Source organism: Streptomyces filipinensis (assembly GCF_014649495.1).
In the GTDB taxonomy this organism is placed as follows: Bacteria; Actinomycetota; Actinomycetes; order Streptomycetales; family Streptomycetaceae; genus Streptomyces; species Streptomyces filipinensis.
The window spans coordinates 64,518-78,332 of sequence record NZ_BMTD01000018.1 but is presented as its reverse complement, the minus strand read 5'-3'; the positions used below and the strand labels follow the sequence as shown (position 1 = coordinate 78,332).

Sequence of the window (13,815 nt, the reverse complement as noted above, 5' to 3'; positions counted from 1 at the left end):
GTGAACCCGGCCCGCGGCCGGGAGCGTTGAGGCATGACGTTTTCCCCGGCCACTGTCCCCGTCCCCACCCCGGTGCTGCGCCGATCGCTCCGGTTCGCCGCGATCGGCGCCTGCCTGCCGTACCTGTCCCTGAAGGTCGCCTGGATCGCCGGGAGTCACCTCGGCATCCCGGACGGCAGTCCGCTGCTGCGGCACCGGCTCACCCTGGCGCTCGCCAACGGCCTCACCGTACTGATGGACGCGTCCGTCGTCGTGCTCGCGCTGCTGCTGACCCGGCCCTGGGGCCGGCGGGTGCCCGCCTGGCTGCTGGCGGTGCCGATGTGGCTGGCCGTGGGACTGCTCGCGCCCATCATGGTGGGCTTCCCGCTGCAGCTCGCCCTGCACGGCGGCCACGGCGGAGGCGGCGGCACGGCGGACCGGCCCTTCCTCGCCGACTGGGTCTTCGGGGTGGTGTACGGCGGCTTCATCGTGCAGGGGCTGGCGCTGGGCGCGCTGTTCGCCGGGTACGCCCGCGAGCGCTGGGGCCGTCTGTGGCGGGGGCGGGTGCGGGAGCTGCCGGCCGCGGGTGCGGCGCGGGCGCAGCGGCTGACGGTCGTGACGGCGGCGCTCGTGGCGCTGGTGCCGGGCGCGGTGCGGCTGCTGCGCGCCTTCGGCGCCGCGGCACCGGACGGGAGCGGCGACCGGTCCATGCAGTGCGCCTACGTCCTCTTCCTCGCCGCGGCCGTCACCGGTGCCTGGCAGCTCGCCCTGGGCCGCCGCGGCACGCTGCCGGTGGCCGTGCCGCTCGCGCTGGCCTGGACCGGTTCCGGGGCCGTGGCCTGCTGGGGCGGCTGGATGTCGCTGGCCGCGTGGGTGACGGGTGACAGGCCCACACCGCCGACCGTCCTGACCTACGCTGGACAGGTGATCACCGGCCTCCTCGTGGCGAGCGTCATCGCCCGCTTCCTCACGGACCAGCCCGGCAAGGCGCCGCAGTGACAAGGGCGTTGGGGCTGCTCTTCGGTGGGCGGGCGCGGCGCCGCTGGATCCATCTGATCCTGGGCGGCGCGCTCGCCATGCCGTACGTCCTCGTCGGCTCCCTGATCGTCGGCCCGCTCACCGGCGTGGACGACGTGTTCCGCTCCCTTCCGCTGCAACTTGGCTCGTTCGCCGTCGGGTTGCCGATCGCCTCGGTCACCTCGCTGTTCCCGCTGACCCGGCCGCTGGAGTCGGCCACCGTGCGGGCCCTGTGCGGGGTCGACGCGGACGCCCTGGCCGCCGGCCCGGCCCGCACCGCGGCCGAACGGGCGCGCACGGCGGCCTGGTTCACGCTGCACCTCGGCCTCGGCGGGATCATCGCGGGGATGTCGCTGGCCCTGCCGCCGTTCGCGGTGGTGCTGATCGCGCTGCCCGCGTTCGCCGGCCTGCGCGACACCCGGCTGGGTCTGCCCGAAGTCCTCGACCACGGATGGGTGTTGGCCCTCTCCCCGGTGGCGGGCCTGGCCGCGCTGTGCGCGCTCGCCGCGTGCGCGGCCGGCTGCGGCGCGCTGCTGGCCCGCTGGGCGCCCGCGCTGCTCGGGCCCACCCCCCGGGACCGGCTGGCCGCCGCCGAGACCCGCGCCGCCGACCTCGCCGTGCGCAACCGGCTCGCCCGCGAGCTGCACGACTCCGTCGGCCACGCCCTGAGCGCCGTCACCCTCCAGGCGGGCGCGGCCCGCCGGCTCCTCGACACCGACCCCGAGTTCGTCCGCGAGGCGCTCGCCGCCATCGAGGAGACCACCCGGCGCACGGTCGGCGAACTCGACGCCGTGCTCGGCGTGTTGCGGGACGGGGACGCGCCGGGCACCGCGCCCGCGCCGACCCTCGCGAGCGACCTGGAGGGGCTGCTGCGCCGGACCAGGGCCGGCGGGCAGACCGTGACCGCCACCGTCGGCCTCGACCCCGCCGCGCTGCCGGCGCTGGTCTCCCGGGAGGCGTACCGGATCGTGCAGGAGGGCCTGAGCAACGCCCTGAAACACGCCGGCGCACCGGTCGCCGTGCGCATCTCCGCCCCCGGCGGCCATCTGGAGATCACCGTCGAGAACCCCCTGGGCGCGGCCCCGGCTCCCCGCCCGGGCGGCGGGCACGGTCTGCGGGGCATCGCCGACCGGGTGCGGCTGCTGGGCGGCACGGCGCAGGCGGGGCCCTCGGCAGACATCTGGCGCCTGTCCGTACGGCTGCCGCTGACCACGCCCCCCATGGCGGCCGACGCGCGGCCGCGACCGCTTCCGGAAGGAACCGCATGACCCAGCCCCCGATCCGGATCGTCCTCGCCGACGACGAGCGCATGGTGCGCACCGCCCTGCGCGCCATCCTCTCCGCCGAGCCGGGCCTGGAGGTGGCCGGCGAGGCGACCACCGGCGCCGAGGCCGTGTCGGTGGTCCGGGAACTGCGGCCGGACGTCGTGCTCATGGACGTCCGGATGCCCGAGGTCGACGGCATCCGGGCCACCGAGCAGATCGTCGGCTCCATGGCACAGCCGCCGCGGATCGTCGTCGTGACCACCTTCGAGAACGACGCGTACGTGTACGACGCCCTGCGTGCGGGTGCCTCCGGTTTCCTGCTGAAGCGGTCCGACGCGGACGCCCTGGTGCAGGCGGTACGGCTGGTCGCGCGCACCGACACCCTGCTGTTCCCGTCGGCCCTGCGGTCCCTCGCGGCCCAGCACGCGCGCAGCGCCGCCCCGGCCGCGCCCTGGGTGAGCAGGCTCACCGGACGCGAGCGCGATGTGCTGCGGCACATGGCCGACGGGCTGACCAACGCCGAGATCGCCCGGCGGCTGGACGTGGGCCCCGCGACCGTGAAGTCGCACGTGGCGGCGGTCCTCGCGAAGACCGGAGCCCGCGACCGCACCCAGGCGGTGATCGCCGCGTACGAGGCCGGTTTCCTGAGCGGACGATGAGAAAGCGGGGCGTACGGGAACGATCGACCCCGCCCCGATCGTCTTCGAAGCGGGATGAACAAGACGATCAGGCGAGCGTCCGTCTTCGCTCTGCTGCTCGTGCTCGCTCTGCTGGTCAGGGCGACCTGGGTGCAGTTCTACGACGGCAAGGCCCTCGCGGACGACAACGACAACCGGCGGAACGCGATCCAGACGTACTCGCGGCCGCTCGGGAACATCATCGTGGCCGGGAACGCGATCACCGGCTCGGCGCGGACGAAAGGCAGCGACCTCGCGTACAAACGGACGTACACGGACGGCAGGCTCTACGCCGCGGTGACGGGCTACGCCTCGCAGGCCTTTGCCCCCACCCAGCTGGAGGGCATCTACAAGGACCTGCTGAACGGCACGGACAACCAGTTGAAGACCGTGCTGGACACGCTGACCGGCGAGCGCTCCGACCCGGGCGACGTGCTCACCACGATCGACCCGGCCGTGCAGAAGGCGGCGTACCACGCGCTCGGCGGCAACAAGGGCGCGGCCGTCGCGATCGACCCGAAGACCGGCAGGATCCTCGCGGCGGTGTCCACCCCGTCGTACGACCCGTCCTCGCTCACCGACGCCAACACGGCCGGGGTGGCCTGGAAGACGCTGAACGCGGACAAGGACAAGCCGCTCACCAACCGGGCGCTGCGCCAGCCGCTGCCGCCGGGCTCGACGTTCAAGCTGGTGGTGGCGGCCGCCGCGCTGGAGGACGGGCTGTACAAGAACGTGGACGACCCGACCGACAGCCCGGACCCCTACACCCCGCCGGGCACGACGCACGTCCTGGAGAACGAGAACAAGTCGGCGCCGTGCAGGAACGCCTCCATCCGCGTCGCCCTGCAGTACTCCTGCAACAACGTCTTCGGTCATATGGCCGTCCAGCTCGGCCAGGACAAGGTGAAGGCCATGGCCGAGAAGTTCGGCTTCAACGACGACGAGCTCGACGTGCCGGTGCGGGCCTACGCCAGCGTGTACCCCTCCGGCATGGACAAGGCGCAGACCGCGCTGTCCGGGATCGGCCAGTTCGACGTCACCGCGACCCCGCTGCAGATGGCCATGGTGTCCGCGGCCATAGCCAACGGCGGCAAGCTGGTCTCGCCGCACATGGTCTCGCAGATCACCGACAGCGGTGGCGGGGTCCTGCGGAACTACGACGACGCCGCGGACAGCCGGCAGATCGTGAGCTCCTCCACCGCCGGGCAGCTCCAGTCGGCGATGGAGACCGTGGTCAAGGAGGGTACGGGCACGAACGCGCTGATCGACGGCGCCACCGTCGGCGGCAAGACCGGCACCGCCCAGCACGGCGAGAACAACAGCAAGACGCCGTACGCCTGGTTCACGTCGTTCGGCAAGTCCGACGGCGGCGGCAAGGAGGTGGCCGTCGCGGTGATGGTGGAGCAGTCGGACGCGGCACGCTCGGAGGTCAGCGGCAACGGGCTGGCGGCGCCGGTGGCCAAGGCGATGATGCAGGCGGCGCTGAAGTGAGCGTCCGTCACTTCACCCCGAGGACCTGCTCCACCGGGTCGATCGCGAAGTACACCAGGAACAGCGCCGACACGCCCCACAGCAGCCAGTTGACCTCCTTCGCCTTGCCCAGCACCGTCTTGACGACGACGTAGGACAGGAAACCCGCCCCGATCCCGTCGGTGATGGAGTAGGTGAACGGCATCGCGGCGATGGTGAGGAACGCCGGGACGGCGATCTCGTACCGGTCCCAGTCGATGTGCTTGACGTGGGTCATCATCAGGAAGCCCACCGCGATCAGCGCGGGTGCCGCCGCCTGGAGCGGGACGATGGTGAGCAGGGGGCTGAGGAAGAGCGCGAGACCGAACAGGCCGCCGGTGACCAGGTTGGCGAGGCCGGTGCGGGCGCCCTCGCCGACGCCGGCCGCGGACTCGATGTAGGCGGTGTTGGAGGAGGCGGAGCCGAGACCGCCGACGGCCGCGGCGGCCCCGTCGATGAACAGCACGCGGCCGATGCCGGGCACCTGCCCCTTCTCGTCGAGCAGCCCGGCCTCCGCGCTGATGCCGACGATCGTGCCCATGGCGTCGAAGAAGTCGGACAGGATCAGGGTGAACACCAGCAGGACGGCGGTGAGGACCCCGGCCCTGGCGAAGCCGCCGAACAGGCTGAAGTGACCGATGAGCCCGAAGTCCGGGGCGGCGACGATCCTGTCGGGGACCTTGGGCGTGGTCAGGCCCCAGTTCCTGACGTCGGCCACGGCGTTGACGACGATCGCGACGACGGTCATCGTCACGATGCTGATGAGGATCGCGCCCTTCACCTTCCGGGCGAGCAGCGCGATGGTCAGCAGCACGCCGAGACAGAAGACGAGCACGGGCCACCCGGTCAGCCGGCCGACCGCGCCGAGCTGGACCGGCACGGTGGTGTGGGCGGCGTCCGGGATACGGCTGACGAACCCGGCGTCGACGAAGCCGATGAACGCGATGAACAGGCCGATGCCGACGCCGATGGCCTGCTTGAGCTGCTGCGGGATCGCGTTCATGATGGCCTCCCGCAGTCCGGTGAGGACCAGAAGGCAGATGACGAGGCCTTCCAGGACCACCAGGCCCATCGCGTCGGCCCAGCTCATCAGGGGCGCCAGCTGGAAGGCGACGACGGCGTTGAGGCCGAGGCCGGCGGCGATGGCGAGCGGGAGGTTGCCGCCGAGGCCCATAGCGACCGTCATCACGCAGGCCACCAGCGCGGTGGCGGTGACGAGTTGGCCGGTGTCGAGGGAGTGACCGAACTTGTCCTTGGCGCTTCCCAGGATGATCGGATTCAGGACAAGGATGTAGGCCATGGTGAAGAACGTGGCGAAGCCGCCGCGTATCTCGCGGCCGACCGTGGAACCCCGCTCGGAGATCCTGAAGTACCGGTCCACTGACATGGTCCCACTCCTCGTCACCTGGTGATCCGTGTGCGGATGATGGCTGGATTGTTCCCTCGTCACAGCCGGTTCAGGTTTTCTCCGTGTTACGGAATCCGGTTCGGCGTACCACACGACGTTCGAAGCTCCGTACGAATCGCGGGTACAGTTCCCGCTCTCGTTTCCATGCCCGGCTGTTCGAGGCCGGGGTATCGCTGCTGGGAGAGCGCCCGTGGGCACAGTCGTCGACGACGCCGCCTCCGATCGCCCAGACCGGCGGGGTGGCCTCGACGGGGGCCTGGCGCTCGCTCCCGGAGGCGGACTTCACCCAGACCGCCGAGGAGAAGGACGGCTTCCTCGTCTACACCTGGACGCTCAGGGACGGCCGTACGGTCCCGGCGGGCCCAGTGGGTGTTCGCCGGCCAGTACAACCACACGCCCGGCGGCCGCGGCGCCGGGGACGACCGCTACACGATCACCGCCACAGCCGCCGGCCCCCGCCACGGCACGGTGCTTCCGGTGACGGGGGCCGAGTACGAGCGGCTGCCGGCCGCCTGCCCGGAGGGTCTCAGCTGACGAAGTACGTCGGGTTCGGCAGCTTGTACGTGCGGTCGGCGTACCCGCCGTCGAGGTCCGAGTACTGGTCGCCGAAGTTGGCGATGACCTCGTAGCCGAGGTCGTCCTCGATGTGCTCACGGGTGCCGGACTTGTACTGCACGGTCGTGCAGTTCCAGGTGCCCGGGGTGGCGCAGTCGCTCAGGTAGGCCGGCGGGTTGGCCTTGTCCTTGAGGAACATGTGGTCGGTGTCGAGGTTCACATCGGCGCCGATCTTCTTCAGGTTGGCGACCGCGGCGGTGCGCTGCGCCTCGCTGAGACCGGAGTTGTAGAAGACCTCGACGCCCTTGGACTGCGCGTACCGGACCAGCTCCGGGCTGCCGAAGACCGCCGGACGGTCGGCGCGGTTCACGTAGTCGCTCCACGTGGTGGGGTTGTACGTGTAGTTGTAGCGCTTCTCGTAGTCCAGGCTGAGCAGCAGCGTGTCGTCGATGTCGAAGACGACGGCCGGCTTCTCGCCGTGGCGGTGCGCCTTGCGGGCCGCCTTGTCGATGTAGCGCTTCGCGTCGGCGTCGAGCTGCGCCAGGTCCTGGGCGTAGGGGCTGTCCGGCGACGCCTGGTAGACGCCGTTGCTGTCGGCCGTGGTGCCGTAGTAGGTGTCGATGTCCTTCACCAACTGCCCGATGTTGTAGGGCTCGTGGGTGGAGTTCGCCGTCGACTGACCGGCGGTGGCCGCGCCCGCGCCGTAGAGCGCGACACCGGCGAGAGCGCAGGCGGCACCGGCGGCGACGACTCTGTGGGACTTCCGCATGGATTCTCCGGATCTGGTGGATGAGAGTGATGTACCAGGTCAGAGATTGTCTACGCGCATAACACCCGTGCTGCGAGGGCTGTTACCCGATCGATACGCTTTTCTCGCCACAGGGTGCCGCGCGCTCGGCGGCCGGCATCGGAGAGGATCCCGGGCATGAGATTCGTCGACGTCCACTGGCAGGACCACGGGTTCTTTCTCGACCCTCGCGCCTACCTGGCCGAACTGCCCCGTCTGCGCGGTGTCCTCCCGCCGGGCGCCTGGGCGTTCGCCTCGGATCCGGGGCACTACGACATCCCCGGCGCGGTCCGCTGCGTGAAGGATCTGGAGCTGGCCGGGATCCGTCCCGCGACCGACAAGAGCGGGCGACTGGTGCTGGAGTTCGCGCCGAACCGGTTCAAGCACGACACGGGGCTGCGCATCAGCTACTCGGGCGTGCGGCACTTCTCCGTCGAGTACCACCACGCGATCGACTGGATGCGGGTCGACACCGTGCTGCTCGACGAGATCCTGCCGGACGGCGAACGCGACGAGGACGGCGCCGAGGGCGGCGGCTGTGTGCACGAGATCGCGCTCACCGACGCCTCGATCACCGTCCGCTGCCAGGACCTCAGGGCCGAGTGGGGCCACAGCGGCTGAGTCGGTTCGTCGTCGCGCCGATGCGCGTGCTGCCCGCGGTCGGGAACGTCGTCGCCGGCTCGCGCCGCCGACGAGCGTGCGTCTGCGCAGGATCAGCATCCCCCCATGGCGTCCCGTCCCCGAGATACGCCTGCCGGGTCGCCGACCGGGCCTCCGAAGGCGGACCCGCCACAGGCCTGACTGTTCTCCGTTCGCGGTAAGCGATTTCCGATCACTGTTCGAGATCTCGGCCATAACGGGCCGCAAGTCGAGGGTGACGCCGGGGCGATTCAGCTCGCGTAGGGGTCCGGGACCTGGCCCGGCCGGGCCAGGAACTCGAAGTCGCAGCCGGTGTCGGCCTGGGTGATGTGCCCGTTGTGGAGGACGCCGTAGCCGCGCTCGTACCGCGGGGGCGGCGGGGTCCACGCGAGCCGCCTGCGCTCCAGCTCCTCCGCGTCCACGTGCAGACGCAGGCTGCGGTTCCCGACGTCCAGGGTGATGAGGTCCCCGGTGCGCACGAGGGCCAGCGGGCCGCCGACGTACGACTCCGGGGCGACGTGCAGCACACAGGTGCCGTAACTCGTGCCGCTCATCCGGGCGTCGGAGATCCGGACCATGTCCCGTACGCCCTGCTTGAGCAGGTGGTCCGGGATGGGGAGCATGCCGTACTCGGGCATGCCGGGACCGCCCTTGGGTCCGGCACCCCGCAGCACCAGCACGCTGTCCGCGGTGATGCCGAGGGCCGGGTCGTCGATGGTGCGCTGCATGGTCCTGTAGTCGTCGAAGACCACGGCCGGGCCGGTGTGTTCCAGCAGGCGCGGCTCGGCGGCGATGTGCTTGATGACCGCGCCGTCCGGGCAGAGGTTGCCGCGCAGGACCGCCACGCCGCCCTCGCTCGCGACCGGGTTGTCGCGGGGGCGGATGACGTCGTCGTCGTGCACCCGGGCGCCGCTGAGCTGCTCGCGCAGGGTGTCGTGCGAGACCGTCGGCCGGTCCAGGTGGAGCAGGTCGGTGATCCGGGACAGGAATCCGGGCAGGCCGCCCGCGAAGTGGAAGTCCTCCATCAGGTACTTCCGGCCGCCGGGGCGGACGTCGGCGAGGACGGGCACGGTCCGGGCGATGCGGTCGAAGTCGTCCAGGGTGAGCCGCACGCCGGCGCGGCCCGCCATGGCGATCAGATGGATCACGGCGTTGGTGGAGCCGCCGAGGCCGAGCACGGTGGTGACGGCGTCCTCGAAGGCCTCACGGGTGAGGATCCGCGAGAGCCTCCGGTCGTCGCGCACCAGTTCCACGGCTGTCATCCCGGCCTTGGCGGCCATCCGGTCGTGCCCGGAGTCGACGGCGGGGATGCTCGACGCGCCCGGCACGGTCACGCCCAACGCCTCGGCGGCGGCGGTCAGCGTGGACGCCGTACCCATGGTCATGCAGTGTCCCGGGGAGCGTGCGAGCCCGCTCTCCAGCTCGGCCAGCTCACAGTCGCCGATGAGACCGGCCCGCCTGTCGTCCCAGTACTTCCACATGTCCGTGCCGGATCCGAGCACCTCGCCCCGCCAGTGCCCCGGCAGCATCGGCCCGGCGGGCACGAAGACGGCCGGCAGATCGGCGCTGGCCGCACCCATCAGCAGCGCGGGCGTGGACTTGTCGCACCCGCCCATCAGCACGGCGCCGTCGACCGGATAGGACCGCAGCAGTTCCTCGGTCTCCATCGCCAGCAGATTCCGGTAGAGCATCGGCGTCGGCTTCTGGAAGGTCTCACTCAGTGTCGAGACCGGAAACTCCAGCGGAAACCCGCCGGCCTGCCACACCCCCCGCTTCACCGCCTGGGCGCGTTCCCGCAGGTGCGCATGGCACGGGTTGATGTCGGACCAGGTGTTGAGCACGGCGATCACGGGCTTGCCCAGATGCTCCTCGGGGAGATAGCCGAGCTGCCGGGTCCGTGCGCGATGGCTGAACGACCGCACCCCCTCGCCCCCGTACCACTGGTGGCTTCTCAGCTCCTTCACAGGGACCACCCGGCGGCGATGGCGGCGACCTCGGCACGCTCGTCCTCGGGCAGGGGCCTGCTCGGCGGGCGGACGTCGCGGCGGCACAGGCCGAGCGCGGCAAGGGCTTCCTTGACGACGGTGACGTTGTCGGCGGAGCCGTGGGCGGCGCGCAGTTCCTCGAAGCGGCGGATCTGCTCCCAGATCTTCATGGCGGCCGGGTGGTCGCCTGATCGAAGCGCTTCGATCATGTTCAGCGGAACCGCGGGGGCGACGTTCACGAGCCCGGAGGTGAAGCCGGTGGCACCCGCCGAGAAGTAGGAGGGGGCGTACGGCTCGGCGAGACCGGCGACCCAGACGAAACGGTCGAGGCCCGCGTCACGCGCGAAGCCCGCGAACCGGACGGCGTCCGGTACGGCGTACTTCACGCCGATGACGTTCGGGCAGTGGTCGGCCAGTTCCGCGAGCCGGGCGCCGGGCAGCCGGTCGTTGCGGATGTAGGGCACCACGCCCAGCTCGGGCACGGACTCGGCGATGGCGCGGTGGTAGTCGACCCAGCCGGCCGCCGAGACGTAGGGGTGGACGGGCTGGTGCACCATCACCATCCCGGCGCCGAGGTCACGGGCGTGCCGGGCGGAGGCCACGGCGGTGGGCAGGTCGTGCCCGACGCCGACGAGGACCACGGCGCGCCCGCCGGCCTCCGCCACGGTCGACTCGGTGACCAGACGGCGCTCTTCGGGGGTCAGGGCGTAGAACTCGCCGGTGTTCCCGTTGGGGGTGAGGGTGCGGATCCCGCCGTCGAGCAGGCGACGCAGCAGGGCCCGGTGGGTGTCCTGATCGACGGAGCCGTCCTCGGCGAAGGGGGTCACCGGGATGGCCACCACGTCGGCCAGGGCCGCCCGTTGGGTCTCGAACGGCACGCTGCTCATCGCTGGCCTTCCTCTGGGCCGGGCTCGGGGAAAGCCCGCGCTACGAACGACGCGATGTGGGCGTGCAGGACACGCGCGGCGCCGTCCGCGTCGCCGTCCAGCGCGAGCCGCAGGATCTCCCGGTGCTCGGCGGCCTCCCGTTCCCAGGACGGGTCGGCCGCCCAGGCCACGGCCGAGACGAGGGCGGCCTGGTCGCGGACCTCGTCCAGCATCCGGCCGAGCAGCGGATTGCCGCACGGCAGGTAGAGGGCGCGGTGGAACTCCCGGTTCGCCAGGGAGCGTTCGGCGGTGTCGGTGGCGTCGTCGGCCCGGGTCAGCGCCTCGCGCGCGGCGTCGAACAAGGCGCCTCGCCCGACGGCCCTGCGCAGCGCCTCCGGCTCCAGCAGCAGCCGCACGTCGTAGACCTCGCGCGCCATGTCCGCGTCCACCATGCGCACCGTGACGCCCTTGTACTGGCTCATCACGACGAGACCGGTCCCGGCGAGTGTCTTCAGCGCCTCCCGCACCGGGGTCTTCGACACCCCGAACTGCGCGGCCAGCTCCGTCTCGACCAGGGCCTGCCCGGGCGTCAACCGCCCCGTCAGGATGCGGTGTCTGATCGCGTCCAGCACGTACTGCGTGCGGGACGGGATCGGGGTGGGCACAGACGTCATGCGGCCCTCTCGGATCTCACGTATCGCGTCTCATATATGACGTACGAAGTACGACGCGATGAAGGTAGGAGGGAGCCCGTGTTTCGTCAATGCCTCTGACAAAAGAAGGCGGGCCGGCGCCCGGGGCTTCTCAGAGGGTGTGGACGTCGCCCTCGACGGCGGTGCGGGTGGGCCGGCCGGAGAACGACGCGGCACGGGCGGTGGCCGCCTCACGGGTGAGCGTGGGTCCGACGTGGGTGACGAGCAGTTCCCGCACCCGCGCCGCGTGGGCGATCCGCCCCGCGTCCTCGGGCGTCAGATGCACCTGGTACCGGTGTTCGCCTCCGTGATGCGCGTCGATGTCCGCCTCGCACAGGAACAGGTCCGCGCGGGCGGCCAGTTCGGTGAGCGCGGCACACGGCCCGCTGTCCCCGGAGTACGCGAGCACGCTCCCCTGGCACTCGGCGCGCAACCCGTAGGTCTCGGTGTCGTGGGCGACGGCGCGGGCGGTGAGGCGCAGGTTCCAGTGCCGTACGTCATGGCCGTCGTACAGGGCCCGGAAGTCGAAGACGCCCTTCAGGAAGTCGACGTCCGGCCGCCCGAAGAAGCCCGCGAGCCGCCGGGCGCAGTCCTGCGGGGCGTACAGCGGGATGGGCGCGGGCGGAGTCATCCCGCCGAACGCGAAGGCGTAGGCGGCCGCGAGCAGATCGGCGCTGTGGTCGGCGTGCAGATGGGAGACCCAGATCGCGGTGAGCCGCGCGGGATCCGTGTGCCGCTGCAACGCCGCGAAGGTGCCGGGACCCGCGTCCACCCACACCGAGGCACCCCCTCCGGACAGCAGGTACCCGGAGCAGGGCCGGTCGGGTCCGGGGTGCGGAGAGGCGGCGCCGAGGACGGTGAGGGTGAGCGGCATGGAAGGGAGCGTACGACGCCTCGCACCACGCTCCCGTGCGTTTCACCCAGGGGAACCGGAATGACGCGGCCAGGGCCGGCCCGGGGCGCCGGCTCCCGGTCAGGTCTCCATCACGACGTCGCAGTCGGGGCAGACCAGGGACGCGTACTCGGCCGGGTACCACGGGTCCCCGGGACGCTCGGCCGGCGTGCCGCGGGCCGTCTCCATGGCGAAGGTGTCCTTGCCGCAGAGTGTCCGCGGGCCGGCCGCGTCGGCCTGGCCGGGGGCGGTGGGCGCCGCGTGCACCCGGCGGGGGAGCCGTTTCGCGCCGGGCGGGCCGTGCGCGGCCATCGGCTTGTCGAGCTCGTACACGACGACGATCCCGCTCATGTCTCCACCGTAGGCGTCGCGTGTGCGGGCCGTGGGGATCGCGGCGGCGTGCGGCGGCCGCGTTCACCCGCGGGCAGCACTCGGGAGGGTGAGTTCACGGCCGCGGTAGAAGCCTTCCCGTTCCTCGACGACGTACGGGGCCATGGCCGCCCGGCGCTGCGCCTCGGCCTCGGAGGCCCGCCACGTGTCGCACGCCTCCCGGGACTCCCAGAGCGACACGCCGGTGATCTCCTGTCCGTCCTCGGACCAGTACGCGTAGGCCCGGTGCAGGCCCTCCGGGGCGGGGGCCGGGCGCCATGCCCGCTCGAACTCCTCCCGTGTGCCGGGCTGAAGGCGGCGCGTCGTCACCCACACGTGGTGCTCCCGCATTGCGGCTCCCTTCCTACCTGTTCCGCTGCCCCCTCTCAGGTTCACCGTAGCCGCGCCACGCCGCTTCCGCCGCCCGGCGATCCGGGCCCGCGGCGTCGGCGGGATCCGGGAGAGACGCCCTCAGGGCCGCCACCCCGGATCCCGTCCGCTCAGGCCCACCGCCCGGTCCAGCAGGGGCGCCTCGGGCGGGACCGGGACGACCGGGCCGAAGATGCCGCCGCCGCGGTCCGGGTCCGCGGCGGCCGCCAGCAGGAAGCCGTGGACCGCGTCCAGGGCCGCCGGGTCGGGGGCGTAGGGCCGGCCGGTGGCGCGGGCCAGATCCCAGCCGTGGATGACCAGCTCGTCGGCGACGACGGCACCGGCGACCTCACCCGGCAGGTCCACCCCGCCCGCGCGGGTCATACCGGTCCAGGCGGCCGGGTCGCGCCAGGCGTCGGCGAGTTCGTCCAGGGCCTTGGGCAGGTCCGCGCGCCAGCCGGGTGCGATGTCCGGGACGAACGCGTCCGGGCTGGTGTCGATCGTCGAGCCGAGGTCCTTGCGGGCCGCGTCACGGAAGGCCACGGAGAGCATGTGGATATGGCCCAGCAGCTGCCGCACCGCGTACTCGGGGCACGGGGTGGGGGCGGACCGCTGCTCGTCGGTCACGGACTCGGCGAGCCGCGCCACGATCCGGGCCTGCGGGCCGAGGTCGACGATGGTCATGCCGCACTCCTTCAGGGTCGCGCTTCGTGTACGAAGGGGTGACCGGCCGGCGGACGGAAACTCATCGGTGCGGGGGCGGGTGCGCCATCGCCGTCCGCGGCGACGGCGCCTTCCGGGAGGGG

At 72.1% G+C, this 13,815-nt stretch carries 14 protein-coding genes and 1 pseudogene; 6 read left to right on the top strand and 9 right to left on the bottom strand.

Features of this window, described 5'->3' with window-relative positions; genetic code table 11:
- Positions 1-33: 33 nt before the first annotated feature.
- The 4 genes from IE244_RS31970 to IE244_RS31955 are packed head-to-tail and all read left to right on the top strand — an operon-like array spanning position 34 to position 4,429.
- Entirely contained in the window at positions 34-978 is a 945-nt protein-coding gene (locus IE244_RS31970) for a hypothetical protein (protein ID WP_191877071.1), read from the top strand.
- Complete coding sequence (locus IE244_RS31965; RefSeq protein ID WP_229854472.1) at positions 975-2,264, top strand: sensor histidine kinase; 1,290 nt, start codon at positions 975-977, stop codon at positions 2,262-2,264. The genes IE244_RS31970 and IE244_RS31965 overlap by 4 nt, the downstream gene beginning before the upstream one ends.
- On the top strand, positions 2,261-2,920 hold the full coding sequence (locus tag IE244_RS31960) for a response regulator transcription factor (RefSeq protein WP_191877070.1): 660 nt from the start codon (positions 2,261-2,263) through the stop codon (positions 2,918-2,920). Before IE244_RS31965 ends, IE244_RS31960 begins: the two co-directional genes overlap by 4 nt.
- A gap of 54 nt (positions 2,921-2,974) precedes the next feature.
- Positions 2,975-4,429: a peptidoglycan D,D-transpeptidase FtsI family protein gene (locus IE244_RS31955; RefSeq protein WP_191877069.1), complete on the top strand. Its 1,455-nt coding sequence runs from the start codon at positions 2,975-2,977 to the stop codon at positions 4,427-4,429.
- 7 nt (positions 4,430-4,436) lie between these two features.
- On the opposite strand, the gene IE244_RS31950 is transcribed toward IE244_RS31955, so the two are convergent.
- Positions 4,437-5,834, bottom strand: coding sequence for an NCS2 family permease (locus IE244_RS31950; protein ID WP_191877068.1), 1,398 nt, complete (start codon positions 5,832-5,834; stop codon positions 4,437-4,439).
- Positions 5,835-6,046: 212 nt separating this feature from the next.
- On the opposite strand from IE244_RS31950, the pseudogene IE244_RS31945 reads away from it, so the two are divergent.
- A pseudogene (locus IE244_RS31945) lies at positions 6,047-6,389 on the top strand (hypothetical protein); the annotation flags it as partial.
- On the opposite strand, the gene IE244_RS31940 reads toward IE244_RS31945, so the two are convergent.
- Positions 6,382-7,179, bottom strand: coding sequence for an HAD family acid phosphatase (locus IE244_RS31940; RefSeq protein WP_191877067.1), 798 nt, complete (start codon positions 7,177-7,179; stop codon positions 6,382-6,384). The pseudogene IE244_RS31945 and the gene IE244_RS31940 overlap by 8 nt on opposite strands.
- Positions 7,180-7,335: 156 nt before the next feature.
- Here IE244_RS31940 and IE244_RS31935 point away from each other — a divergent pair, with 156 nt between their 5' ends.
- A complete protein-coding gene (locus tag IE244_RS31935; protein WP_191877066.1) occupies positions 7,336-7,818 on the top strand; it encodes a hypothetical protein in 483 nt (160 codons plus the stop codon).
- Between the two features lie 269 nt (positions 7,819-8,087).
- Here the strand turns inward: IE244_RS31935 and araD are convergent, their stop codons facing one another.
- From araD to IE244_RS31900, 7 genes are all read right to left on the bottom strand, one after another.
- Positions 8,088-9,809 (bottom strand): L-arabinonate dehydratase, encoded by a 1,722-nt coding sequence (gene araD / locus IE244_RS31930; RefSeq protein WP_191877065.1) that lies wholly within the window; start codon positions 9,807-9,809, stop codon positions 8,088-8,090.
- On the bottom strand, positions 9,797-10,708 hold the full coding sequence (locus IE244_RS31925; protein ID WP_191877064.1) for a dihydrodipicolinate synthase family protein: 912 nt from the start codon (positions 10,706-10,708) through the stop codon (positions 9,797-9,799). The genes araD and IE244_RS31925 overlap by 13 nt, the downstream gene beginning before the upstream one ends.
- A complete protein-coding gene (locus IE244_RS31920; RefSeq protein ID WP_191877063.1) occupies positions 10,705-11,361 on the bottom strand; it encodes a GntR family transcriptional regulator in 657 nt (218 codons plus the stop codon). The genes IE244_RS31925 and IE244_RS31920 overlap by 4 nt, the downstream gene beginning before the upstream one ends.
- Before the next feature lie 130 nt (positions 11,362-11,491).
- Positions 11,492-12,253, bottom strand: coding sequence for an MBL fold metallo-hydrolase (locus tag IE244_RS31915; RefSeq protein ID WP_191877062.1), 762 nt, complete (start codon positions 12,251-12,253; stop codon positions 11,492-11,494).
- A gap of 99 nt (positions 12,254-12,352) precedes the next feature.
- Positions 12,353-12,622 (bottom strand): hypothetical protein, encoded by a 270-nt coding sequence (locus IE244_RS31910; protein ID WP_191877061.1) that lies wholly within the window; start codon positions 12,620-12,622, stop codon positions 12,353-12,355.
- 63 nt (positions 12,623-12,685) lie between these two features.
- Positions 12,686-12,991, bottom strand: a complete 306-nt coding sequence (locus IE244_RS31905) for an NIPSNAP family protein (RefSeq protein WP_191877060.1) — start codon at positions 12,989-12,991, stop codon at positions 12,686-12,688.
- Between the two features lie 120 nt (positions 12,992-13,111).
- Complete coding sequence (locus IE244_RS31900) at positions 13,112-13,693, bottom strand: TIGR03086 family metal-binding protein (protein ID WP_191877059.1); 582 nt, start codon at positions 13,691-13,693, stop codon at positions 13,112-13,114.
- Positions 13,694-13,815 lie beyond the last annotated feature (122 nt).